This window comes from Thermodesulfovibrio sp. 1176 (assembly GCF_029946585.1).
Taxonomy (GTDB): Bacteria; Nitrospirota; Thermodesulfovibrionia; order Thermodesulfovibrionales; family Thermodesulfovibrionaceae; genus Thermodesulfovibrio.
In genome coordinates, this window is the sequence record NZ_JARZRZ010000001.1 from 408,561 (window position 1) to 433,379 (window position 24,819).

The 24,819-nt window shown below is 31.9% G+C and carries 26 protein-coding genes and 1 tRNA gene; 13 read left to right on the forward strand and 14 right to left on the reverse strand.

Annotation, left to right across the window (positions count from 1 at the left end; all coding sequences use genetic code 11):
- Positions 1-34: 34 nt before the first annotated feature.
- The gene (gene nrfD, locus QI155_RS02180; RefSeq protein ID WP_068861237.1) at positions 35-1,216 is read left to right on the forward strand and encodes an NrfD/PsrC family molybdoenzyme membrane anchor subunit; all 1,182 of its coding nucleotides are present in this window, start codon (positions 35-37) and stop codon (positions 1,214-1,216) included.
- Here nrfD and QI155_RS02185 read toward each other — a convergent pair.
- Genes QI155_RS02185 through aspS form a run of 4 tightly spaced genes read right to left on the reverse strand, consistent with a single transcriptional unit; the run spans position 1,208 to position 5,068 of the window.
- The gene (locus tag QI155_RS02185; protein ID WP_281321002.1) at positions 1,208-2,152 is read right to left on the reverse strand and encodes a diguanylate cyclase; all 945 of its coding nucleotides are present in this window, start codon (positions 2,150-2,152) and stop codon (positions 1,208-1,210) included. The two genes, nrfD and QI155_RS02185, sit on opposite strands and share 9 nt — an antisense overlap.
- The gene (locus QI155_RS02190) at positions 2,145-2,981 is read right to left on the reverse strand and encodes an HDOD domain-containing protein (protein WP_068861235.1); all 837 of its coding nucleotides are present in this window, start codon (positions 2,979-2,981) and stop codon (positions 2,145-2,147) included. Before QI155_RS02190 ends, QI155_RS02185 begins: the two co-directional genes overlap by 8 nt.
- A complete protein-coding gene (locus QI155_RS02195) occupies positions 2,978-3,268 on the reverse strand; it encodes a hypothetical protein (RefSeq protein WP_068861234.1) in 291 nt (96 codons plus the stop codon). Before QI155_RS02195 ends, QI155_RS02190 begins: the two co-directional genes overlap by 4 nt.
- Positions 3,269-3,283: 15 nt before the next feature.
- Entirely contained in the window at positions 3,284-5,068 is a 1,785-nt protein-coding gene (gene aspS, locus QI155_RS02200) for an aspartate--tRNA ligase (protein ID WP_068861233.1), read from the reverse strand.
- A gap of 107 nt (positions 5,069-5,175) precedes the next feature.
- Here aspS and mtnA point away from each other — a divergent pair, with 107 nt between their 5' ends.
- Genes mtnA through surE form a run of 3 tightly spaced genes read left to right on the forward strand, consistent with a single transcriptional unit; the run spans position 5,176 to position 7,957 of the window.
- Positions 5,176-6,240: an S-methyl-5-thioribose-1-phosphate isomerase gene (gene mtnA / locus QI155_RS02205; RefSeq protein WP_068861232.1), complete on the forward strand. Its 1,065-nt coding sequence runs from the start codon at positions 5,176-5,178 to the stop codon at positions 6,238-6,240.
- Positions 6,237-7,205 carry a polyprenyl synthetase family protein gene (locus QI155_RS02210; protein ID WP_068861231.1) on the forward strand — a complete coding sequence of 323 codons (969 nt, stop codon included), beginning with the start codon at positions 6,237-6,239 and terminating at the stop codon, positions 7,203-7,205. Before mtnA ends, QI155_RS02210 begins: the two co-directional genes overlap by 4 nt.
- Entirely contained in the window at positions 7,205-7,957 is a 753-nt protein-coding gene (surE, locus tag QI155_RS02215) for a 5'/3'-nucleotidase SurE (protein ID WP_068861230.1), read from the forward strand. The genes QI155_RS02210 and surE overlap by 1 nt, the downstream gene beginning before the upstream one ends.
- Here the strand turns inward: surE and QI155_RS02220 are convergent.
- Genes QI155_RS02220 through QI155_RS02260 form a run of 9 tightly spaced genes read right to left on the reverse strand, consistent with a single transcriptional unit; the run spans position 7,905 to position 15,471 of the window.
- The gene (locus QI155_RS02220; protein WP_068861229.1) at positions 7,905-9,197 is read right to left on the reverse strand and encodes a 3-deoxy-D-manno-octulosonic acid transferase; all 1,293 of its coding nucleotides are present in this window, start codon (positions 9,195-9,197) and stop codon (positions 7,905-7,907) included. The genes surE and QI155_RS02220 overlap by 53 nt on opposite strands.
- Positions 9,176-10,315: a lipid-A-disaccharide synthase gene (gene lpxB / locus QI155_RS02225; RefSeq protein ID WP_068861228.1), complete on the reverse strand. Its 1,140-nt coding sequence runs from the start codon at positions 10,313-10,315 to the stop codon at positions 9,176-9,178. Before lpxB ends, QI155_RS02220 begins: the two co-directional genes overlap by 22 nt.
- Positions 10,297-11,397, reverse strand: a complete 1,101-nt coding sequence (locus QI155_RS02230) for a DegT/DnrJ/EryC1/StrS family aminotransferase (RefSeq protein ID WP_068861227.1) — start codon at positions 11,395-11,397, stop codon at positions 10,297-10,299. Before QI155_RS02230 ends, lpxB begins: the two co-directional genes overlap by 19 nt.
- Complete coding sequence (locus QI155_RS02235; protein ID WP_068861226.1) at positions 11,397-12,329, reverse strand: Gfo/Idh/MocA family oxidoreductase; 933 nt, start codon at positions 12,327-12,329, stop codon at positions 11,397-11,399. The genes QI155_RS02230 and QI155_RS02235 overlap by 1 nt, the downstream gene beginning before the upstream one ends.
- On the reverse strand, positions 12,319-12,957 hold the full coding sequence (locus QI155_RS02240; RefSeq protein ID WP_068861225.1) for a bifunctional precorrin-2 dehydrogenase/sirohydrochlorin ferrochelatase: 639 nt from the start codon (positions 12,955-12,957) through the stop codon (positions 12,319-12,321). The genes QI155_RS02235 and QI155_RS02240 overlap by 11 nt, the downstream gene beginning before the upstream one ends.
- The gene (locus QI155_RS02245; RefSeq protein ID WP_068861224.1) at positions 12,958-13,716 is read right to left on the reverse strand and encodes an outer membrane protein assembly factor BamD; all 759 of its coding nucleotides are present in this window, start codon (positions 13,714-13,716) and stop codon (positions 12,958-12,960) included.
- A gap of 54 nt (positions 13,717-13,770) precedes the next feature.
- Positions 13,771-14,046: an acylphosphatase gene (locus QI155_RS02250; protein WP_068861223.1), complete on the reverse strand. Its 276-nt coding sequence runs from the start codon at positions 14,044-14,046 to the stop codon at positions 13,771-13,773.
- A 29-nt stretch (positions 14,047-14,075) separates the two neighbouring features.
- Positions 14,076-15,365: a M48 family metalloprotease gene (locus QI155_RS02255; protein ID WP_281321003.1), complete on the reverse strand. Its 1,290-nt coding sequence runs from the start codon at positions 15,363-15,365 to the stop codon at positions 14,076-14,078.
- A complete protein-coding gene (locus tag QI155_RS02260; RefSeq protein WP_256364139.1) occupies positions 15,340-15,471 on the reverse strand; it encodes a hypothetical protein in 132 nt (43 codons plus the stop codon). The genes QI155_RS02255 and QI155_RS02260 overlap by 26 nt, the downstream gene beginning before the upstream one ends.
- Before the next feature lie 112 nt (positions 15,472-15,583).
- Between QI155_RS02260 and QI155_RS02265 the strand changes: the two genes are divergently transcribed.
- The 9 genes from QI155_RS02265 to QI155_RS02305 all read left to right on the forward strand — a co-directional run bounded on the left by QI155_RS02265 (position 15,584) and on the right by QI155_RS02305 (position 24,184).
- Positions 15,584-15,669 (forward strand) — tRNA-Leu (locus QI155_RS02265).
- 23 nt (positions 15,670-15,692) lie between these two features.
- Positions 15,693-16,553 (forward strand): UTP--glucose-1-phosphate uridylyltransferase GalU, encoded by an 861-nt coding sequence (galU, locus tag QI155_RS02270; protein WP_068860423.1) that lies wholly within the window; start codon positions 15,693-15,695, stop codon positions 16,551-16,553.
- A 91-nt stretch (positions 16,554-16,644) separates the two neighbouring features.
- Positions 16,645-19,056 (forward strand): endopeptidase La, encoded by a 2,412-nt coding sequence (gene lon / locus QI155_RS02275; protein ID WP_068860425.1) that lies wholly within the window; start codon positions 16,645-16,647, stop codon positions 19,054-19,056.
- Complete coding sequence (locus tag QI155_RS02280; RefSeq protein WP_281321004.1) at positions 19,053-20,240, forward strand: thiamine-phosphate kinase; 1,188 nt, start codon at positions 19,053-19,055, stop codon at positions 20,238-20,240. Before lon ends, QI155_RS02280 begins: the two co-directional genes overlap by 4 nt.
- A gap of 1 nt (position 20,241) precedes the next feature.
- Positions 20,242-21,513, forward strand: coding sequence for a 30S ribosomal protein S12 methylthiotransferase RimO (gene rimO, locus QI155_RS02285; RefSeq protein WP_281321005.1), 1,272 nt, complete (start codon positions 20,242-20,244; stop codon positions 21,511-21,513).
- Positions 21,510-22,340, forward strand: a complete 831-nt coding sequence (locus QI155_RS02290) for a site-2 protease family protein (protein ID WP_281321006.1) — start codon at positions 21,510-21,512, stop codon at positions 22,338-22,340. The genes rimO and QI155_RS02290 overlap by 4 nt, the downstream gene beginning before the upstream one ends.
- A gap of 1 nt (position 22,341) precedes the next feature.
- Positions 22,342-23,247 carry a tRNA (guanosine(46)-N7)-methyltransferase TrmB gene (trmB, locus tag QI155_RS02295; protein ID WP_068860434.1) on the forward strand — a complete coding sequence of 302 codons (906 nt, stop codon included), beginning with the start codon at positions 22,342-22,344 and terminating at the stop codon, positions 23,245-23,247.
- Entirely contained in the window at positions 23,244-23,657 is a 414-nt protein-coding gene (locus QI155_RS02300) for a response regulator (RefSeq protein WP_068860436.1), read from the forward strand. The genes trmB and QI155_RS02300 overlap by 4 nt, the downstream gene beginning before the upstream one ends.
- 20 nt (positions 23,658-23,677) lie before the next feature.
- Positions 23,678-24,184 carry a tetratricopeptide repeat protein gene (locus QI155_RS02305; protein ID WP_068860438.1) on the forward strand — a complete coding sequence of 169 codons (507 nt, stop codon included), beginning with the start codon at positions 23,678-23,680 and terminating at the stop codon, positions 24,182-24,184.
- Here the strand turns inward: QI155_RS02305 and QI155_RS02310 are convergent.
- Entirely contained in the window at positions 24,144-24,818 is a 675-nt protein-coding gene (locus QI155_RS02310; protein WP_068860440.1) for a hypothetical protein, read from the reverse strand. The genes QI155_RS02305 and QI155_RS02310 overlap by 41 nt on opposite strands.
- Position 24,819: the final 1 nt, after the last annotated feature.

Sequence of the window (24,819 nt, forward strand, 5' to 3'; positions counted from 1 at the left end):
AAAATAGGAAATAAAATAGCTAAGAAGGGAGAAGATGGGAAGTAATAGCTGGTTTAAAGAAAAAATACTTCTTGGAATGACTTTTAAGGATTATATTTCAAGACACGCTACACTGCCATTTTTCATTGCCCTTTTAATTCTTGCTTTTTCTTTTTATTCAATGATTTACAGACTTCTTTATGGACTTGGTCCTGCTACAAACTTGTCTGATACATATCCTTGGGGATTGTGGATTAGCTTTGACATACTTGCAGGAATTGCCCTTGCAGCACCAGGACTTACAGTGGGAACAGTTGTGTATCTTTTTGGAGCAAAGGATTATAAAAAATTTGCCCGTCCAGCAATTCTATCAAGTCTGCTTGGTTATATCTTTGCTGTTTTTGCATTAATGTTTGATCTTGGTAGATATTATCGTATTGGTTATGTAATTTTTTGGTCATGGGGATTAAATTCCATACTTTTTCTTATTGCATGGCATTTCTTCTTGTATATTATAATTTGTCTGATTGAATGGTCTCCTGCATTCTTTGAATGGCTTGGGAAAGACAAGCTCAGGGATTTCTTTTCAAAACTTGGAATCTGGGCAACTGTATTTGGAGTAATAATAGCAGGTGGTCATCAGGCTGCATTAGGAGGACTCTTTTTAGTAGCACCTACAAAAATTCATCCACTTTGGTATTCTTCTATGCTTCCTTTGTTCTTTCTCATTTCTGCCTTATTTGCTGGAATTTCTATGGTTATCATTGAAAGTACAATATCTCATAGAGTTTTCAAGGAACATCTGAAAGATTTTGAGCCTAAAGAATTTGACAGAAAAACAATAGGGCTTGCAAAGGCTCTGATAGTTATCCTTTTTGTATATTTAATACTTAAACTTTTTGACCTTGCCCATTATGATAACTGGCATTACTTAAAAAGTAACTATGGATACTGGTATCTCTTAGAAATTGTTGGATTTGTATTAGCTCCAACTTTGATTTTAATAAATGCAGTAAAGACAAATAACGCAAAATTAGTGAGAATTACTGCTTTTGTTGTTGCCTTTGGAGTAATACTTAACAGATTCAATGTTAGCCTTATTGCTTATAATTGGTATATACCTCTTACAGAAAAATATTATCCCACATGGATGGAAGTCTCACTTTCCTTGGGAGTTGTAACTTTGATAATTTTATTTTACAGATTTATTGTAAGAAGAATGGCTATTTTAGAGTGATTTTGATTGTTCTGAATTTTTTCTTCTGTCAATGGCATACTTTGAATATTGATTTTTTTTCGCAACTGATTTCATCTCCGATGCAGCTTCAGCCATTTCGCTAAAATGGTTAAACTTTCTGTATTTATTAGATGTTATGCCTACAGAAAGAGTCATAATTGGAAAAATCTGTTTTTCTCCCTGCCTGTTAACTGATTCTATGTATCCTTTTTTAAGATCTTCAATATCATAAAAATTTCTTACAAGATTGTTGAATATTTCGATTATTCTGATTGTTGTAGATTCAATTAACTCAGGTTTCATTATATAGACAAAGTCATCTCCACCAATGTGTCCTATAAAATTTCCATGGGGTTGTTCAGTCCTTACAATGTTCATTATTATTCGACCTAACATTTTTATTATCTCATCACCCCTTGAAAAACCATATTTATCATTGAAGGGTTTAAAATTATCTAAATCTGCATAGGCAAGAGCAAAAATTTCTCCCCTGTCAAGTCTGCTTTGAATTTCTTTCTGAATGACAAGATTCCCTGGTAGCCTTGTCAAAGGATTAGTAGCGATCATACGTTCAACTCTTTCAAAGGAGAGTTCAACTCTCATTTTTAGTTCTTTAACCAAACTTCCAATCCTTATATAATCATCAATTAAATTATTTTTCCAATTATCACATGTAAAGTCATCGGCTACAATAAAGATTATTATCATTGATATAAAAATTGGATCATATTTGAGATTATTGATTAAGAATATCTCCGAAACCTGAGCATTTATGGTATCAATAAGAATTAAATTTGGAATTTCTTGGCAAATAATTTCAAGAGCTTTCTTAAAATCACTGTAGTAAGAAATTTCGTAATTATTATATTCCAAAGTATTGCTTATTAACTGCTTAATTTTTTCATTTTTACTAATTGCAATTATTTTTTTACTCATCAGATGCAAAAATTTCTTGAGATGAAGTGATAGGATCTTCAGCTTCTCTGAAAATATCTTTGATATCTTCGTATTTAAAGTCTAAAACATTCCAAACAGAAACATTAACTGGATTTACAAATATATCCCCAGAATAACCAATTCCTCTTGAAAGAGAAAGTATATTTGAAAAATGAACAATAGCAGTTTCTAATTCAAAATTTTTGCTTAACTGGGGTCTATGGTGATTCATTATTGGTTCAGTAAGTTTCAGAGGAAAATTCCATTTTTTAGCAACAAATCCACCAACTTCAGCATGGGTTATCCCAAAATATTCCTTTTCAAGTTCGTGAAGGAATCCTTCTTTAGCCATTACTGATTGAATAATTTTTTCATAATCTTCTTTAAAGGCAATAAGAAGAATTACCTTCCCAATATCATGAAGTAGTGCTGCTACTGAAATTTCCTCTGGAGAAGAAAGATTTTTTCTTGTGGCTATAATTCTTGCATAAATTGCAGATGACAAAGAATGTTCCCAAAGTCCTACCATATTTTTTTTCATTACTTCAAAAACAGATACTCCAATAAGCAAACCCTTTACAGCATTCAAACCTAAGATTACCATTGCATGGCTTACAGAAGATATTCTTCCAGGGAAACCATAAACAGGTGAATTAACCATTTTTAGTATTCTTGCAGTTAGAGTAGGGTCTGAAGCAACAAAGTCTGATATCTTTTGGAGGGATACTTTAGGGTCTTCAATAATACCAAGTATTTTCCTTAAAATTGAAGGTATAGTTGGAAGATTTTCAATCTTTTCAATCTTTTCAAGAACAACTTGTGCATTCACTGATACATTTCCTCAAAATGTTCCTTCAAAGCTTGTTTTATTAAAAGAGTCTGGGGATCATTAATTTTTTTAAATCTTTCTTCAAGTCCCTTTAATACTTCTTCCTTTGGAGGTAACTCTCTTTTTCCTTCTATATACAAAACATCAATATTCATTCTTGCAAGTTTATCTATGAGAGAATGGGTAAGTTCAATACCTGCAGGAACAATAATCATTCCTGCATCATTTATAATTTCCTGTGCAAGCTTCATCCCCGGCTTTGCTTTGTCTAAGGAAATTTTTATCATTTTTTAAATTATATACTAAATATCAAGTTTTATGTGTAATTCCTTTAACTGTTTTAAATCAACTTCAGAGGGAGCTTCACTTAATGGACAGTATGCTTTTTGAGTTTTAGGAAAGGCAATTACATCTCTTAGAGAGTCGGCTCCTGTCATTAACATAACAAGTCTGTCAAGTCCTAAAGCAATTCCACCATGAGGAGGTGCTCCGTATTTCAAAGCTTCAACAAAAAATCCAAAACGTTTTTTTATTTCATCTTCTGTAATTCCTAAAATTTTAAATATTTTTTCTTGAATGTCTGCCTGATGAATTCTAATGCTTCCACCACCTAATTCATAGCCATTTAAGACAATATCATAAGCTTTTGCTTTTACAGTTTTTAAAGGACTTTCATAATTTTTAAAAGCTTCCTGAGAAATATTAAGAAGAGTGTTTAAATCTTTCTCCTGAGGAGATGTAAAAGGATGATGCATACTAACAAATCTTTTCTCCTCTTCATCCCATTCAAAGAGAGGAAAATCAACTATCCAAACAAATTCAAAACCTTCTCGTTTTACTTCTGCTATGTTAGCTATCTCAAGGCGCAATCTTCCCATAACTTCATTTACAACAGAGGCTTTATCTGCAATAAAAAGAATCATGTCTCCATCTTCAACATTCACTTTATTAGCAATTTCTCTTACAATTTGTTCAGGGAAAAACTTTAATATGGGAGATTCAAAACCTCCTTTAACCTTTATCCATGCCAACCCTTTAGCTCCAAAACTTTGAGCTTTTTGAATTAGTTTGTCAATTTCGCTTCTTGAAAAAGAAGCAAATCCTTTCCCTGCAATTGCTTTCACTACTCCGCCCTTGTCTATTGTGTCAAGAAATACTTTAAATTGGGAGTTTTTTACTATATCTGTAACATCTTCTATTTCAAGCCCAAATCTAAGGTCAGGCTTATCACTGCCATATTTATTCATGGCTTCATCATATGTAAGTCTTTTGAAAGGAATTTTTAGTTCTACCCCAAGGATATTAATAAAACAGTCATATAACATTTCTTCAATAACTTTTATAATGTCTTCGGCTTCTACAAAAGACATTTCCAAATCAATTTGAGTAAACTCTGGCTGTCGGTCTGCTCTTAGGTCTTCATCTCTAAAACAACGTACTATCTGAAAATATCTATCAAAACCTGATATCATTAGTATTTGTTTAAATAGTTGTGGTGATTGAGGCAGTGCATAAAATAGACCAGGATTAAGTCTGCTTGGTACAAGAAAGTCTCTTGCGCCCTCTGGAGTTGATTTTGTTAACATGGGAGTTTCAATTTCTAAGAATCCCTTTTTACTGAGAAAATTTCTAATAGAAAGAGTTACTTGATGCCTGATTATAAAATTTTTTTGCATTTTTGGTCTGCGCAGATCAAGATAACGATGTTTTAACCTTAAAATCTCACTAATTTCTTCTGATTCATCTATCTGAAAAGGAAGAGTTTTACATAGGCTTAATATATTTAACTCTTCTGCCCAAAGTTCTACTGTCCCCGTTGAAAGTTCTGGATTTTCTGTACCTTCTGGTCTTCGCCTTAGTGTGCCTTTAACAGCTATTACATATTCAGTTCTTATTTCGTGGGCTTTTTTATGAGTTTCAGCAGAAATTTCAGGGCTGAATACAACTTGAATTATTCCGCTTCGGTCTCGGAGGTCAATGAATATAAGTCCACCGTGGTCTCTTCTTCTGTAAACCCATCCACAAAGCTTAAGTTTTTTTCCTATTTCCTCTTCATTTACTTCTGCACAGTATTTATCTCTAAACATTTCTCCTCCAATTAAATTAAGGTTAACAAATTTTTATTATATCACATTAAATATTGAATCAGCGAAGACTGGGGTATTTTTCAATAAAATTCTAAAATTGTTATAATATGGCTATGCTTCAATCGATCAAGTGGGAAAATAATGTTATATATATTCTTGACCAGAGGCTTTTACCAGAAAAAATTGAATATATCAAATGCACTCAATATGAAGAAGTTGCTAAAGCAATTGAAAATCTTTCAATAAGAGGTGCTCCTGCAATTGGAATTGCAACAGCTATGGGAATTGCAATCGCAACATTAAAATTAAAAACAAAAACAACAAAAAATTTTTTAGAAAATTTAAAGCCTGTTTTTTTGAGATTCATAAACACTCGACCAACTGCAGTAAATATAAAATGGGCTGTTGAAAGAATTGAAAAATTGATAAACAATAATTTTCACAAATCCGTATCAGAGCTAAAAGAATTAATAATTAATGAAGCACTGAGGATTTATCAAGAGGACATAGAAATAAATAAAAGTATAGGGGAAAATGCCTTACCACTTTTTAAGGATGGATGTACTGTTATGACTTACTGTAATGCAGGTTCATTAGCAACAGGAGGATTTGGCACAGCAACTGCACCAATGTATCTTGCAAAGGAAAGGGGGATTAAATTTAAAGTAATTGCCTGTGAAACTCGTCCTGTTTTGCAAGGGGCACGAATTACATCCTTTGAACTCATGCATGCAGGTATAGATGTTACTCTTATCTCAGACAATACAGCAGGAGCATTACTTAAAAGAGGATTCATTGATTTTGTTATTGTAGGGACGGACAGAACAGTAAGAAATGGAGATGTAGCAAATAAGATTGGCACATATTCTCTTGCAGTACTATGTAAAGAAAATTCCACTCCCTTTTATGTAGCAGCTCCACTGTCAAGTATTGATTTAAAAATTCCTTCTGGAGAACAAATTCCTATTGAAGAAAGAAATCCTGATGAAGTAACTAACATAAAAGGTGTTAGAATTGCACCAGTTGGTGTAAAAGTTATAAATATGGCTTTTGATGTTACACCTGCAAAATATGTAACAGCAATTATTACTGAAAAAGGTGCTTTTTTACCAAAGCATATTAAATACATTAATGACGAAAGGAAACTAAAGAAATTTAGAGTAAAATTATGAATTTTCATGAGATATTTAGACAGTATGAGGATGAATTAAGGGAAGTTGAAAAAGAGCTTTCTAATATTTTTCAATCAGAAGCTACTCTAATTCCAACAATAGGTGCATATATTATAAATTCTGGAGGAAAAAGACTTCGTCCTTTATTTTTACTTTTATGTTCAGATCTTGTAGGTTATAAGGGATATAAAAGAATAATCCTCGCATCAGTTATTGAAGCTTTACATACAGCAAGCCTTCTTCATGATGATGTGGTTGATGAAGCTGAAGTAAGAAGAGGAAAAAAATCTGCAAACAAAATATGGGGTAATCAAGTTACAGTGCTTCTTGGAGACTATCTCTATGCTAAAGCATTACATATAAGTGTGGCACAAGAAAGCCTGCCAATTATGGAAGCTTTATCATTAGCAACATCTCAGATGGCAGAGGGAGAAATACTGCAACTTATGAAGGCAGGAGATCCAACAATAACCTTTGAGGAGTATATAAAAATAATAACAGGTAAAACTGCTGGACTCATTACTGCTGCTTGTCGAATTGCAGGGCTTCTTGCATCCCTTTCTGAGGATAAAATTAAGGCATTAACCGATTTTGGACATTACATAGGAATTGCTTTTCAAATGGTAGATGACATTCTTGATTATGTAGCCGATGAACAAGCTTTAGGTAAAAAACTTGGAAAAGATTTAATGGAAGGCAAAATAACTCTTCCTTTAATAGAACTATTAAAAAAGGCTAAGGAAAAAGAAGAAATTATTGATATAATAAAATCAGAAAAATTCTCTGCTGAAAATCTTTCTCTAATTTTAAAGTATTTACAAAAATATAATTGCATAGAATCTTCCATGTTAATTGTAAAAGATTACATTGAGAAAGCTAAAAAGGTATTAGAAGTGTTCCCAGATTCTGTATATAGAAGAACTCTTATGACAATAGCAGATTATATTTTACAGAGGAACAAGTAATGGCTTTGATACTTGTAACAAACGATGATGGTTTTTTTTCTAAGGGTATTCAAACTTTGGCTGAAATTTTACAAGAACTTGGTGAGGTTTATATTGTAGCTCCCGATAGAGATCGTTCTGCTGTGAGCCACGCCCTTACAATGCATAGACCTTTAAGAGTTGACTTAATAAAAGAAAAATGTTTTAGTGTTAATGGAACTCCTACAGATTGCGTTGTTGTAGGCGTTAAAAAGCTTTTACCTCGTGAACCTGATTTATTAGTGTCTGGTATAAATAAGGGTGCAAATCTTGGTGAAGATGTGACCTATTCAGGTACAGTTTCTGCAGCTATTGAAGGAACTATTCTTGGAGTCCCATCTTTTGCTATATCTCTTGTTGGTGAAAGACCCTTTAGGTATGAAACAGCAAGTTATTTTGCATTGAGAATTGCAAAGTTTATTCTTGAAAAAAAACTTCCAACTGATACTCTTTTGAATGTTAATGTTCCTAATAAAGCATTGCAAGAAATTAACGGAATAAAAGTGACTAAGCAGGGGAAAAGGTCATACGAAAATTCTATTCATGAAATTTACTCTCCCTGGGGAGAAAAACAGTATTGGATTGGTGGAGGTATTGTTTCCTGGCAGAAGATGGATGGTACAGATATTCAGGCAATAATGGAAAATTATGTTTCCGTTACACCTCTTCATATTGATTTAACTAATTATCAGGCTTTAGATTATTTAAGAGATTTTTGCCGATACTTTGAGTAATTAATTTTAAGGTTTTTTCCGTAGCTCCTGATTTTTTAACAAATATTTCATAGGCATTGTTACCCATTAAAGATAGTATTTCTGGATTTGATATTAATTCTTTAATTTTAATGGAAAGAAAATCGCTGTTTATCATTAAGCATGCCTTATTTTTTAAAAAATCTTCGATAAAGGGAAAATTATGCATATAGAGACCACAAATTATAGGCTTCTTCCAATAGGCTGGTTCTAATGGATTTTGTCCTCCATGGGGAATAAAACTTCCCCCTATTATGGCAATATCACATATTCTGTAAAGAGAACCAAGTATTCCCATTTGGTCAATAAGAATAATTAAAATTTGAGTATTTTTGTCTAAGTCTTGAAAATGGCTTAATTTTGAAAAAAATACTTTTTCTTTTAGGAGGGCAATTTTATTTTTTATTAATTTTTCTACTTCAGTAAATCTCTCAGGATGTCGTGGTGCAATAATTAAAGTTCCATAATTTACTGCCTTCAAAAAAGCATCAATTATTAATTCTTCTTCAGGAGCATGGGTGCTTCCTGCCAGAATAACTGGTCTGGGAATAAGGCTTTCCCAAGTAAATTTTATCTCCTCTAATTCAATATCAAATTTCATATTTCCTGTTACATAAATTTTTTCTGGAATTACGCCAAGATTGATGTATTTTTCTTTATATAAATCTTCCTGAACACAAACAAGCTCAAATTTTTCAAGTACGGGTTTTATAAAAAATTTGATTTTACTGTAACCAGTGAAAGATTTTTCACTAAGTCTTCCATTTACAAGAATAACAGGAATTTTTTTTGATGTTATACTTATTAAATTTGGCCAGATTTCAGTTTCAGTAAGAATAAGACATGAAGGATTAAAAAACTTAAGGGTTTTTTTTATTGCAAAGGATATGTCAAAGGGCATATAGATAACTTTAACAGAAAATTCTTTAAATCTGTCATTAGCAACTTTCTGACCCGTATCAGTTATAGTGCTTAATAGAATGTCATATTCCTGCGAAAGCTTTTTTACAAAAGTTGATATGGCGATAACTTCACCGACAGAAACAGCATGAATCCATATTAGAGGTTTTTTGTTCTTCTTTGTTTCTACAAAAAATCCAAATTTTTCTCTAATCCATCTTTTTCTTGTGTTAACAGTCCGTTTAAAATACTCCTTTGGTAATAACAATAAGACAGCTATAAAATAAAGAATCTCATATATCAATAAAAAAGCTCTTTGCATATTTTAACTACTTCCTCCGATGGTTTTTTGTTATCAAAATGTTTCTTTATTTCACCAAGAAAATCTATTATTTTTTCTCGGTATTTGTCATCATAAATCATTTTATTTATTTCTTCGATAATTTTTTGTTGATTTAATTTTTGTATGAACTCAGGCACCCGAATATCTCCCTGATTCAAAAAATCTGCGATAACATTTGGCAAAGCAATGTGCTTTACTCCCTTAATTATAGATTTTCCAATCAAATAAGAAACAGGATTTACTTTGTAAACAACAATCATTGGAATTTGTAAAAGGGTTGCCTGAAGCGTTGATGTGCCAGAGGTAATTAAGGCTACATCACTCATTGCAAGAGCAGTAAAGGAACTTTCCTTCAAAATTGTTACATTTCCATAGAAGTAGATTTTTCTGAGAGTATCTTGATCAAATTCAATATTTGGTGCCTTAGGTATTAAAAAGTGTGTGTCTTCTTTAGGAAATTTTTCTATAAGATTTAACATTAAAGGCATTTTTCTCTTTATTTCAGAGGGTCTACTTCCTGGCATCAAGGTTATTACTGTTTTTTTGTCTATTTTAAATCTTTCTTTTAGAACTCTCTTTAAGTCTCTGCCTTTATAATCGCCTAATTCTGCTTCCATAACTTCAACCATTGGATGACCTACGAATTTGGCAGGAATTTGAGCTTCTTTATATATTTTTTCTTCAAAAGGTAAAACTGTTGCCATGAAGTCAACTACTCTCTTTATTGTATTTATTCTTTCTTTTCTCCATGCCCATATTTGAGGGCTGACATAATAAAGGACTTTTTTCCCTAATTGTTTGGCTCTTTTTGCCAAAGAAAGATTAAAATCTGGAAAGTCAATTAGAATTAAACCACTTACTTCTCTTAAAACGGAGGTTGCCTTTTTCATGTTATTTCGTATTTTTTTTATCTGACCAATTATTTCCAATGCACCAAAGGAATGAGTAATTTCTCCTATAAGTTTCACTCCCTCGGAAGCCATATATTTTCCACCAATTCCAATAAGCTCAAAATCATTCTTTAGGTGTTTTGCAATTAGTGAGCCGTAAAGCTCTCCAGAGGTTTCTCCAGCTACTATTAGAAGTTTTCGAGACATCTTATTATAATCTGAGATATTTCAAAAACTTCCTCGTCAGGAATTTCTGGATAAATTGGTAATGAAAGAATTTCCTTTGAAACTTTTTCTGCTACAGGAAAATCACCTTCTTTATATCCTAATTTTGCAATTGCTTTCTGTAAATGCATCGGAATAGGATAGTATACAACCGATGGAAATCCTTGTTTAGCAAGAAATTCTTTTATTTTATCTCTATTTTCTGAACGAATACTGTAGAGATGATAGACATGATAGGTATTTTCTACTTCTTTTGGTGTAATCACTTTGTCACTTAAAATTTTTGTATATATATTTGCCTTTTTTCTTCTTAATGAATTGTATTCATCTATATGTTTTAGTTTGATTCTTAGAACACCTGCCTGAATTTCATCGAGCCTTGAGTTTAAACCGACTGTTTCATGGATATATCTGCCAGGTGAGCCGTGATTTCTTAAAATTCTTATTTTTTCAGCAATTTCTGAATTATTAGTTACAACCATTCCACCATCTCCAAAACATCCAAGATTTTTACTCGGATAAAAGCTGAAACAAGCTATATCTCCAAAGGTTCCTATTTTTTTATCTCCTATTTTTGCTCCAAAGGCTTGGGCAGCATCCTCTATTATCTTTAAGCCGTATTTTTGAGCAATTTCATTGATTTTAATCATATCTGCAGGACAACCAAATATGTGAACAGGAATAATTGCCTTTGTTAGAGGAGTGATTTTTTCTTCAATTTTTTCTGGAGCTATGTTATAAGTATTTTCATCAATATCTACAAATACAGGTTTTGCACCAACATATAGAATTGCCTCTACTGTAGCAAAAAATGTAAAGGGAGTTGTTATAACTTCATCACCCTGAGTTATATCAAGAGCCTTTAAAGCAAGATGAAGGGCATCAGTTCCTGAAGCAACACCTATTGCTTCTGATACACCAAGATAAGATTTTATATCGTCTTCAAATTTTTTTACATTTTCTCCTAATATATAATGGGAACTTTCAAGAATATCATTTATACATCTAAGCACTTCATCTTTAATATTTGAATACTGAGCTTTAAGATCAATGAATGGTTTCATCAGCTACTGCCTCCGTTGATTTTATTTATTAATTTTATAACTTCTAATATTTCTTCAGGTGTTGGTGCTTTTTGAGAAAACTCTCTCTTGCTTACGCTGTTTAAAAAATCTCTTATCTCTTCGTAAAGAGGTTGATTTTCTATATTTTCTATAGGTATTTCATTTTTAGTACCGTTTTTGTCAATTTTTATAATATTTTTATTGATTAAATCAGCATAAATTATAAATTCCTCATCAATAATTGTTATATTTCTTTGGAAAATGGGTGATGTTCTGCTCGCAGTAATTTGAGCAGTAAAAGGGCTGTTATTTATCAATATTTCAAGCCATACAGTAGCAAAATCTATTTTTTCAGTAATAAAACTTTTTTTGAAAACTTTAAGATTATTAAAATCTCCTCTACCAATTTTTCTTTGAAACATCATGATTAAATCTAAATCATGTATCATTAAATCAAAGGTTACATCTGTATCAGTTGCTCTTCCTAAGTAAGGAGAAGTTCTTTCTGCTTTTATAAAAAGTGGTGTTTTGATTTGTTCAAAAAGGCTGATTACAACAGGATTGTATCTTTCAATTAAACCAACTTGAAAGATAATTTTATTTTTCAGGGCTTCCTCTATAAGAACAGTGGCATGTTGAGAATTTTCTGTTATTGGCTTTTCAATAAAAATATCCTTACCTTCCTTAATTAAATCCATCGCAATTTCAAAATGGGATTTTGTTGGGGTTACTATGAAAAAAACAGAGGCTTCTTTCAATAGGTCTTTGAAATTATCTGAAAATTTTACTCCATATTCCCTTGCAATTTTCTTCGCTTTGTTAATATCCTTATCAACAATAGCAACTATTTCAACATCTTCCATCTGAGCAAGCATTTTTATATGTCGCTGTCCAAAATATCCAGCTCCTATGACTATAACTTTATGTTTCATTAATGATTTTTTCAATCTCCCTTTTTGCTTCTTCGAAACCTTTTTGTCTCAAAATTGACACAATTTTCTTTGATGCAATCTTTCTAAAAATTTTCTGTCTTCTCTTATTGTCAGCTATTTTTTGCTTTATTTCTCTGCGAATTTTTTTAAGATACTTTAAGTATTTAGCAAATTCTTTGCCATAATTTTGGGCTATTTCATCTTTGAGGAGCTTGCTTAGTGCAGGGAAATCTGTTGATATTGCTATTGTTAAATCATCCATTTCGTATATTGCTGGAACAGTATAGGATATATTATTCATATTTTCTTGAAAATCTCCTTTTTCAACGATATTTACAAGATAATAGGCATCCCTTGCTATCTGTCTATTTATTTTACTGCTTGAAGTAGCAGCAACAACTAAAAAGGCATCTTCAAGATCACCCTTTTTATATTCTCTATTTATATAATTTATTTTGCCCCTATTAATCAGTTCTTTTATTTTGTCCGTTGTTTCAGGACTAATTAGAGTTATCTTTGCACCATATTTAAGTAAAGTCTTAATTTTTCGTTCACCAACAGAACCTCCACCGACAATAACACATTTTTTATCTTTTATATTGACAAGAATGGGAAAATACTTAGCCATTTATTGAATTTTAAGTCCTTCTGCTTTTTTTACAAAATTGCTATCTGGGAATTTATCTTTGAGTATTTTTAAATACTCCTTTGCATTTTCAGGCATATTAAGTTTTTTATATGAATCAGCCAGTAAATATAGAGTTTCATCAAGATTCTTAAAGTCTGGGAAGTTTTTTACTATCCCTTCAAATCTTCCTACAGCAGCTTTGTATGAACCTTTCTTATAATAAAATTTTCCTATTAAAAGTTCTCCCTCTGCAATTATATTTCTACATTTCTGAATTCTTAATGGGAGAATTTCTCCATAGGGGTGCCTTGGATACATTTTTTCAAGTTTTAAAAACTCTTCTAATGCCTTTTGAGCAGTTCCTGCTCCTCTTTCAGGACTTTCAATTTGTCTAAAATAAGCCATGCCAATACTATACTGAGCATAAGGTGCATAGGTTGATTCAGGATAAAGTTCAAGGAATCTTCTGTATTCAGCTATTGCAAGCTCTGGCTCATCTTCTTTTAAGTAAGAATCTGCTATTTTTAATTGTGCCAAAGGAGCATATTCCTTAGCAGATTCTCTATTTTTTATTTCAAGTAGTAGTTTTCTTGCTTCTTCATATTCTTTTTTACTTACTAATTCATCGGCTTTTTTTAGATATAAAACAGGATCAAATTCTTCTTTTTTTACCTGTGTTTTCCCTCCACAACCTATTATGGATAAGGAGAGAAAGATAAAAAATATTAGAAGGATTAGTCTTTTTAATTTTGTTGTCATTGCAAAAACTCCTTAATTTTTTGCATTTATTTAAACTTTTAATCTTTAATTAAGTCAAGAAGTTCTTTTGATTTCAAAATTAGTTAAACCTTCTGGTTCTTCCCAAATTATTTCAATGTTGTCAACTCTTGCATAAGGAGGACCTTCTTTACAACGCTCAATTGCAATGGAGATTTTGTCCTCCTCTCCTTCAAAAACCGCTTCTACTCTTCCATCTCTTAAATTTCTTACCCAACCTTTTAATTTTAGGGAATCTGCAACCTCTTTTGTAAAGGCCCTATAAAAAACTCCTTGAACTCTTCCACTTATAAAAAGATGAGCTCTTTTCATGTATAATCACTCCTAAATATTAAATTTTTTTAATATCCCCTTAAAATTCTCAATCTTCTCTGGGCATCTGCTTCCCATCCTTGTTTGCCATCTGTTAATTTTAAACCTGTTGATAAATTATTTATGGCTCTATTTCTATCCCCTAATTCCTGATAATCTACCCCAAGATAGTAATAAAGAGTAGCATTATCGTTAATAAGGCTTTTGGCTTTTTCAAGAATGTATGCACTATCTCTCCATTGATGTGTTCTGTTTAAAGCAATCCCTTTTATGAGCATGGGTTTAAAATATGAATTATCTAAACTTATTGCTCTATCGGCATCTTTGATTGACTCAGTATATTTTTTTAAATTAAGATTTACCAATGCTCTGTATGTGTATGCTTGATTGCTTCCATAAATTTGTATTGCTTTGTCAAGCAAATTCAACGCTTCACTGAAATTGCGAGAATTTATATATTTTTTTGCTTTTTCTACATATTCATATGATTCCTTTGTTGAAATTAATATGGCTTTTATTTTTTGAAATCTATCACTATCCTGTCTTAATCTGTTTGAATTTGGATATTGCTCAGCTATCATTCTCTGAACATTTTTTATTCTTGTGTCAGGTAAAGGATGAGTACTAAGCCATTCTACAGTACCACCTCTTTCTAAAGCTTTAAATTTCTGAAACATGCTTAAAAGTCCATTTGGATCATATCCAGCCTGATAGCTAAATTTTACTCCAAGAGAATCTGCTTCGTTTTCCTGATCTCTGCTAAATTTTAATTGTAGCAATCCTGCAGATACCTGGGCAAGACTTGTAACGATGCCTGAGTATTCGCTGTCTTGTAGTGCTATTCTTAAAATGTTTACAAGTACACTCATACCATAGGTCTTTTCAAGAAATTTAGCATGATGCCTTGCATTTATATGACCAAGTTCATGGGCTAAAACTCCTACAAGCTCACTTTCTTTATCCATTTTTAAAAGAATTTCTCTTGTTATAAAAATAGGTCCTCCTGGTAGGGCAAAGGCATTAACTTGAGAGGAATTAACAACATAAAACTGATAGTCAACTTTTCTTGGAGTTACATTTGCAATTCTATAACCGACTTCTTTTATATAATTCTGGACATCTCTTTCAGGATATAATCCTTCATTTTCATTTATTGCTACTGGTATAACTTTGTGTCCAATTTGAATTTCTTGTTCTGTTGAAAGAAGAGTATAAGTTTTTTTACCTGAGAGAGGATCAATTTCTGTTACACAGGCGAATGAAAACAAAGATAATAAAATTAACAAATAAAATTTAAAGAATCTCTTCTTCATTTTCATCTGTTCTAAATCTTCCTGCAAATAAAACTTTCATTATATCGTTGTCTACTTTCAATACTACTTTTGAGCTACTTTTTGGATTTCCTTTGATCCATTTATCAATCATATATGTAGTTTAACAAAATTATTCTTTTATGTTAAGAGATTTTATTTTGATAAATTTTAAATTTATGAAGTTGACTTGAATAATTTTTCAAATTTTTAGTATCTTAAATATAGCCGGAGTGGCGGAATTGGTAGACGCAAGGGACTTAAAATCCCTCGGAGGGTGACCTCCGTACGAGTTCGAGTCTCGTCTCCGGCATTATTTTTTATTTGGAGGGCAAAATGATAAAAAAGGCTGTCCTTCCAGTAGCAGGTCTTGGGACAAGGTTTCTTCCTGCAACAAAGGCTTCTCCAAAAGAGATGCTTCCTATACTTGATAAACCTATAATTCAGTATGCTGTAGAAGAGGCTGTAAAAGTCGGTATTGAGGAGTTTTTGTTTATCACAGGGAAACATAAAAGAGCAATTGAAGACCATTTTGACAAAGCCTATGAATTAGAAGAAAGACTTAAAATATCTGGTAAGTATGATTTATTAAAGAAAATTAATTTTTTTGAAAATCTTAATTTTGCCTATATCAGACAAAAAGAGCCAAAGGGACTTGGTGATGCTATACACTGTGCTAAACCCTTTATTAAAGATGAACCATTTATTGTTATATTAAGCGATGATGTTATAGATCCTGATTATTCAGTTCTTTCGGATATGATAAATATTTATAATCGAACAAAATCTCCTGTCATTGCCTTAGAAGAAGTATCATGGGAAGAAGTATCAAGATATGGAATAGTTTCAGCAAAAAAAATTGATGAGCATTATTTAATTGAAGATATGATAGAAAAGCCTGAAAAAACTAAGGCACCATCGAATCTTGCAATTATCGGAAGATATATTTTAACTCCTGATATTTTTAAACATCTTGAGACGTTGGAGCCTGGTAAAGGAGGAGAAATTCAGCTAACAGATGCTTTGAAATCAATGGCAAAGGAAGTATCCATATATGGTTATAAAATCAAATGTAAAAGATATGATGCAGGAGAAAAATTTGGTTATTTAAAAACGATTATAGATTTTGCCCTCAGGGACCCTGAAATATCTTCTGAATTTAGAAAATTTTTAAAAGAACAATTATCCTGCATTTAATTTCTTAAATATTGCTCAAATAATAAACAAAATTTATGTTAAAAGTGTTAAAATTATAAAGAAATCTAAAAATTTTTCGTAGGAGGATTAAATGGATGAAATAAAAAAAGAGGAAGAAAAAAATAAAATAAATGAAAAAGATATTGAAATACCTCAAGAGTTACCGATATTAGCAGTAAGAGACATAGTTATTTTCCCATACATGATAATTCCTTTATTTGTAGGTAGAGATATCTCTGTTAAAGCTGTTGAACATGCATTAAATACTAATCGTTTAATTCTTTTACTTACACAGAAAGATTTTAATATAGAAGTTCCAGAACCTTCTGACCTCTACAATATTGGTACTATTTGCATGATAATGAGAATGCTTAGACTTCCTGATGGAAGGCTTAAAATTCTTGTACAGGGCATTTCGAAAGCAAAGGCAATTGATTTTTATCAATCAGAAGGTTTTTATATGGCTAAAATTGAAAAGATAGAGGATGAAGTTATAAAGGAAATAACTATAGAACATGAAGCCCTTATAAGAACTGTTAAAGAACAACTTGAAAAGGTTATCTCCCTTGGAAAGAATATTCCTCCAGACGCAATGGTTATTATTGAAAACATTGATGAACCTGGGAGATTGGCAGATTTAATAGCATCTAATCTTGGGCTTAAAAGTGATCAGGCTCAAGAGATTCTCGAAATTAACAATCCTATAGAAAGATTGAAAAAAATTAACGAGATTCTTAATCGCGAAATACAATTGCTTACAATTCAGCAAAAAATTCAGAAAGATGCAAAAAATGAAATAGATAAGACTCAAAGAGAATATTTTCTAAGAGAACAGCTAAAGGCTATTCAGCGAGAGCTTGGTGATATAGATGAAAAGGCAGAAGAAATAAATGAATTTAGAAAAAAAATAGAAGAAGCCAAAATGCCTGAAAAGGTAAAAGAGGAAGCTGAAAAGCAACTTAAGAGACTTGAAAGAATGCATCCTGAGTCTGCAGAATCTGCAGTTATAAGGACATATCTTGAATGGCTTACAGAACTACCATGGTCACGTTCAACAGAAGACAGGCTTGATATAAAAGCAGCCAAAGATGTTCTTGATAAAGACCACTATGATCTTGAAAAAGTTAAAGAGAGAATTCTTGAATATCTGAGTGTTAGAAAGCTTAAAGAAAAAATGAAAGGACCAATCCTTTGCTTTATTGGACCACCTGGAGTTGGTAAAACTTCTTTAGGACGTTCCATTGCAAAAGCATTAGGAAGGGAGTTTGTTAGAATTTCCCTTGGTGGTGTTAGAGATGAGGCTGAAATAAGAGGACATAGGAGAACCTATGTTGGTGCTCTTCCTGGAAGAATTATTCAGGGAATTAGACAGGCAGGGACAAACAATCCTGTATTCATGCTCGATGAAATAGATAAACTTGGTATGGATTTTAGAGGAGACCCTTCCTCTGCTCTTCTTGAAGTCCTTGACCCTGAACAAAATAATAGTTTTGTTGACCATTATCTTGCTGTTCCTTTCGATTTAAGTAAGGTTATGTTTGTTTGCACAGGAAATATCGCTGATACAATTCCTTCAGCTTTGAAAGATAGAATGGAGATTATATATCTTTCAGGATATACAGAGGAAGAAAAACTTCAGATTGCAAAGAAATATTTAATACCAAAACAGCTTGAAGAACATGGACTTAACTCTTCAATTTTAAAAATCAGTGATAAAGCAATAAGATATATAATCACTCATCATACAAGAGAAGCAGGAGTTAGAAATCTCGAAAGAGAGATAGCAAATCTCTGCAGAAAAGTAGCTAAATATGTTGCAGAAGGGAAAAAGAAGAAATTTTATGTAACTGCACAAAAAGTATCAAAATTTCTTGGTGCACCTAAGTATCTTCCAGAAGAAGAACTTAAAAAAGAAGAAGTTGGAGTTGCAACAGGTCTTGCCTGGACAGAAGCAGGTGGAGACGTAATATATGTAGAAGCTACAATAATGAAAGGAAAAGGAAATCTGATTCTTACTGGACAGTTAGGAGATGTTATGAAAGAGTCTGCTCAGGCGGCATTAAGCTATGTAAAATCAAAGGCAAAAGAATTAAAAATTGATGAGAAATTATTTAGCACATCAGATTTACATATACATGTTCCAGCTGGAGCTATTCCAAAGGACGGTCCCTCAGCAGGAATAACTATGGCATCGGCAATTGCCTCGTGTTTTACAGGTAAGCCTTTAAGAAAAGATGTCGCAATGACTGGTGAAATAACGCTAAGAGGAAGGGTTCTTCCAATTGGAGGACTCAAAGAAAAAGTCCTTGCTGCAAAAAGAATGGGCATAAAAACAGTTATAATACCTAAGAGAAACAAAAAAGACCTTGATGAATTACCAAAGTATGTTAAAGAAGGGATGAAGTTTGCTCTTGTTGAGACAATGGATGAGGTTTTAAAACACATTTTTTCAAAGGCTAAAACAAAGTCTCAGCCTCAGAAAGTAGCAGCTAAAGCTAAATGAAAAAAGATGAAATTGCAATAATTAAAGATATAAGGAATAAATTTTTTTTCCCTGAAGGGATAGGAATTGGTGATGATTCAGCAGTACTTAGATTTAAAGAATCTGCATTGATTACAACAGATCTTATGATTGAAGATGTCCATTTCGACCTTAGTTTCACTTCTTTTTATCATCTTGGATTTAAAATTGTTTCTATCAATGTAAGTGATATTTATGCAATGGGGGGAGATTTCAGAGGTTTTTTATTTTCTCTTGGAGCTCCACAAACAATCTCCGATGAAGATTTCAATGAATTATTCAGTGGAATTAAGGATGCATTAAATCATTACGGAGGCTTTTTAATCGGTGGAGATTTAAGTAAAAGTGATAAAATTGTCCTTTCAGGGGTTGCTATTGGAGAGACTGAAAGGCCGATTTTAAGAAAAGGAGCAGAGCCCGAGGACCTGATTTATATAACATCCTATCTTGGACTTTCTCAAGCAGGTTTTTATCTTTTAAGAAATCTTTCTAAAGAGAGTAAAAAGATAGTAAAATCCATCAAAAATTTTGATTTATTAAATGATTTTTCCGAATCTTTTCTTTCTTTTTCTGAATCTTTTCTTCGTCATTCTGAACCTTTTATTGGTCATTCTGAGCGTAGCGAAGAATCTTATATAAAAATAACCCATAAGGAAGGAGACCCTTCGGCTACACCTCAGGGTGACAGAAAAAAATGTAATTGTGAGCGAAGCGAAGAATCTAATGCAAAAGTATTAAATCTTCCTGAAAGGAAAATTCGATTAAAAGAAATAAAAGAGATTTTACAAAGACATCTTATGCCTGCGGCAAGAAAGCCTGATAAATTTAGAAACAATGCAAAAGCAATGATGGATATAAGTGACGGGTTACTTATTGATTTACATAGACTTTGCGAAGAAAGTGGAGTTGGTGCAGAAATCTATATTGATGAAATACCAATTCATCCCGAGGTTGCCCAAGTAGCAGAGCTTTTCCACATTGACCCAATGAAAATTATACTTTCTGGTGGTGAAGACTACGAACTTCTTGTTGTATCTGATAAAGAGAATGTTACAGAGACTGGTTTAATCCCAATTGGAAAAATAATTAAAGATAAAGGAATTTATATAGTAGACTCAATGAAAGGAAAACTACAAGCAAAACCAGAAGGCTGGCAACATTTTTAAGATGAAATTCACTGTAATTACCCTTGGATGTCCAAAAAATACAGTTGATTCAAGACATTTAATAGAGGCTTTGATTAAAGAAGGCTTTTCCTATGTGGAAGAATTCAAAAAAGCTGATTTTGTCTTTATAAATACCTGTTGCTTTATAAATGATGCGAAGGAAGAATCGATTGATGAAATTCTGACAGCAGTAAAGTTTAAAGATTATAGAAAACTTATTGTTTTTGGTTGTCTTTCAGAGAGATACAGAGAAGAAATAAAAAAAGAAATACCAGAGATTGATGCTTTATTTGGAGTAAAGGAATCAGAACGTATTATTAAATTTATGTCACAGTTTAAGGATTTGAAAGACTTTCAAAGTGTTCCTTATACTGTAGAACCACCAAGTTACAGATATATTAAAATTGCCGATGGATGTAGCAGAAAATGCACCTTTTGTGTTATTCCTTCCATAAGAGGTAATTTTAGAAGTACTGAACCTGAAAAAATACTTAAGGAAGCTGAGAGTTTTGTTTCCTCAGGAGTAAAAGAACTAATTCTTGTTGCTCAGGACATAACGCAGTATGGTAAAGAACTGAAGGGATACAATCTAACAAGTCTTCTTAATGATTTATGTTCAATTAGTGGTGATTTCTGGATTAGGCTTCTTTATCTTTATCCCACTGATATTAATCAAAAATTAGTTCAAACAATAGCAGAGCATGATAAAATTGTTAAATATCTTGACATACCAATGCAACACAGTGAAGAAAGAATACTAAGGTTAATGGGAAGAAGAGGAACAAAAAAAGAGTATTTGAGAAAGATTCACGAATTAAGACAAGCTATTCCAGAAGTAATACTTAGAAGCACATTTATTGTAGGATTTCCCACTGAAAAGGAAGTAGAGTTTCAAAGCCTTGTTGATTTTATTGAGGAGGTTCAGTTTGACCGTTTGGGTGTTTTTAAATATTCCAAAGAAGAAGGAACTGTGGCTTACAATTTAAAGGAACAAATCCCTGAAAATGTTAAACAGCGTAGATATGATGAAATTATGTCAAGGCAGGCAGTTATCTCCCTTGAAAAAAATCGTGCATTTGTTGGGAAAGAATATGATGCTCTGATAGATTATGTTGATGTAGATCTTGCTCTTGCAAGACTTTATTGCCATGCACCAGAAATTGATGGTGTGGTAATATTAGATAATATATCAAATTTGAAAGCAGGAGATAAAGTAAAAGTTTTAATAAAAGAAGCTTATGAATATGACCTTAAAGGAGTTATTGTTTCGTGAGGAAATATCTTGTTCCGTTAATTCTTTTTCTGGCTACTGTCTTAACAACACTTTTTGCAGGAGCCCTTCAACAGGGAATTAATCTTTTTAACGAGCCTTTTAGAATATGGGAAGGTTATCCCTTTTCAGTAAGTATAATGACAATTTTACTTGGCCATGAGATGGGACATTTTTTTGCATCAAAGGTTCACAGAACAAAGGCAACTTTACCTTATTTTATTCCAGCACCTTCTATCATTGGTACCTTTGGCGCCTTTATAAAAATGAAATCACCAATATTTACAAGAAAGGCACTGATTGATATTGGAGCAACAGGTCCTCTGGTTGGTTTTTTTTTATCTATTATTGCTTGTATAATTGGGCTAAGGATGTCAAAAGTTGTTCCTTTGACAATGCAAGGAGATGATTTTTTCATGTTAGGTGATTCTATTTTGTTTTCCTTGCTTGTTAAATTTATCTTAGGAGAAGTTTCAGCCCCCTATGATGTTCTTTTAAGCCCTGTTGCTTTTGCAGGATGGATAGGACTTTTTGTAACCTCAATGAATCTAATTCCTGTTGGACAGCTTGACGGAGGTCATATTGCCTATGCTTTATTTGGAAGATATCACTTTTATATTTCAAGAGGATTTGTTTTTATAATTGTTTTATTAGGAATTTTTTACTGGCATGGTTGGCTTGTATGGGCTGCATTATTACTTTTTCTTGGATTAGATCATCCTCCAATACTTGTATGGGAATATAAACTTTCACTTAGTAGAAGAATAATTGGCATGGTTTCATTTCTAATATTTATAATTACTTTTGTTCCAGCGCCTTTTAAGTTTTAAAATGAAAAACTATATTCATTATCGCAAAACAAAAAGACCTCTTGATTTTGAAAATATGACTGTTGAGATAGGTTTTGGTTCTGGTGATTTCTTGGTAAAAATGGCAAAGGAAAATCCTGAAGAGATATTTTTTGGAATAGAAAAGTCATGGATTCCTGTAAATAAACTTCTAAAAAAATGTCGTATTGAAAATCTGAATAATGTTTTCTGCACTAAGCTCGATGCTTACTGGGCAATGTTTCTTCTATTTAGGAATAGAAGTGTAAAAAAAATATTTATGAACTATCCAGACCCTTGGTTTAAAAAATCCCATGTTGAAAGAAGGCTTACAAAAAGAGAAAATTTATATATTTATGCTAAAAAATTAATTACAAATGGTGAAATCAAAATTAGAACAGATGATTATTCATTTTTAGAGTTTACATTAGAAGAAGCCAATATTTTAAATTGTTTTACAATAAACGTTTCTAATCCAGTAATAAGCGAGCCTTTAACAAAGTATGAAAAAAAGTGGCTTTTAATGGATAAAAAAATATGGGATATTATCCTTAGAAAGGAGAAAGAACCTTCTCAAATGAAGATTAATGAAATAAAGGAGGTGACCGAGTTGTATCCTGTAAAAATTTCTGTAGATAGGGTAAATATAGAAGTATTACATCAAAGGGAATTTAAAATAGATGATAGTTTGTATTTAAAGTGTTTTTCTGTATGGACAAAAGAGCAAGATTATGCAATAGAAGTTTTAATAAGTGAAAATAATTTTTTGCAGTCCTTTATATTAACTATAAAGAAGAAGGATAATTATTTTATAATGGATGTATCACAATTTAGTGAAGTTTTAAAAACTGAAGGAATTCAGAAAGCTTTGAATTTTTTAGCTAAATACTTAAATAAGGAGATATTATGAAGAAGAAGATTTTGGTATGCGTTCAAAGGGATATCAAAAATACCATTAGCTGGGCTTTGAAGGATCTTTCAGTAGTTATTCCGCAGTATTTTGACCATACTTATCAGATTGAAAAACTCTTTGAGTCAGATACAAATTTTTGTGGAATAATAATTGATTCTCAAATCGATGGTGAAAGCACAATTCCTTTTTTAAAAACAATTAGAGATAAATCAAATATCAAAATTCTTCTAATTATCTCAGCTGAAACTCCAAAACAGGAAATAGTAAAGCTTATTCAGGATAAAATGGTTGATAATGTTATTTTAAGACCCTTCAATGCAAATCAAATAGTTGATGGAGTTGCAAAATTGTGTGGTATTCAGCGAGCTACAGAAAAACCCTGGTATATGTATACAAAACCTGAATAGATTTGATATAATTTTTTGTTATGGAAAAACAGGGATTTGAAGAAAGATTTGAGGAAGCAAATTTATTGCTGAGATATAAAGCCTTTGAAGAAGCCTGCAAAATTTACAGTGAGTTAATAAATGAAAATTCAAATTTAGCTGAACTTCATAACAATTACGGACTTGCTCTTTTTTATTTAAACAAATTTGAAGAAGCTATAAATGAATTTAAAAAATCCATTGAAATTAACAGTGCTTTCTCTCTTCCATATGCAAATATTGGACTTGTTTATTTAAATAAAGAAGAATATGATAAAGCTGTGGAATTTTTTTTAAAAGCCCTTGAACTTGATCCTGAAAATCCTGAAACCCATTATAATCTTGCAGTAACCTATTATAGAATGGATAGAAAACCTGATTCTTTAAGACATTATGAAGCTTTTACAAAATATTCAGGTGAGGATTATCAAAAATTAAAGGAAAGCGTTCAGAAGATAATTTTACAGATTAAAGAAACTCTTCAAACAGAAGAAGGTGTTCAAGAATAAATCTTTGAACTATCAATGATGCCTTTGATATTTCTTCTAAAGTTAAAAGCTTTTTTCTATCAGTAACTATATTGCTGATACTTCTTATTTCAACGCAGGGAATATTATAGATTTGCGATACCTTTGCAACTGAAGCACCTTCCATGTTTTCGCATAGAGCATTAAATTTTTTTTCAAGAAATCTGGCTCTTCCAATATTTCCTGTGCAGGCAGAAACAGTAAGAAATGTTCCCCTTGGTAGATTTTTTAAAAAATCGGGAACATAAAGGGGTATTTCTTCAGAACTAAGAAAAATAAAGGAATCTTGAGTATCATGACAGTTTCTGAGAAGACCTTCATCAGCAAAAATTTCTTTTTCTGCTACTGCGATTTTTCCTATGTCAAGCATAGAGGAAGGATAAGCACCTGCGATACCTGATACAATTGCTAACTTTATGGAGAAATTTTCAAAACAAATTACTGAAGCCAGTGTAGCTGAAGTTTTACCAATACCTGTAATAGATAAAATTAAATCAATACCATTTATTTTGCCCTTGACAAAGGGTAAGTTTTTTATTGAAAAAATTTGTTTATCTATCAAATTGTCAAAAATTAATTCACACTCTTTTTGGGTTGCAAAGAATAGGACTATCAAT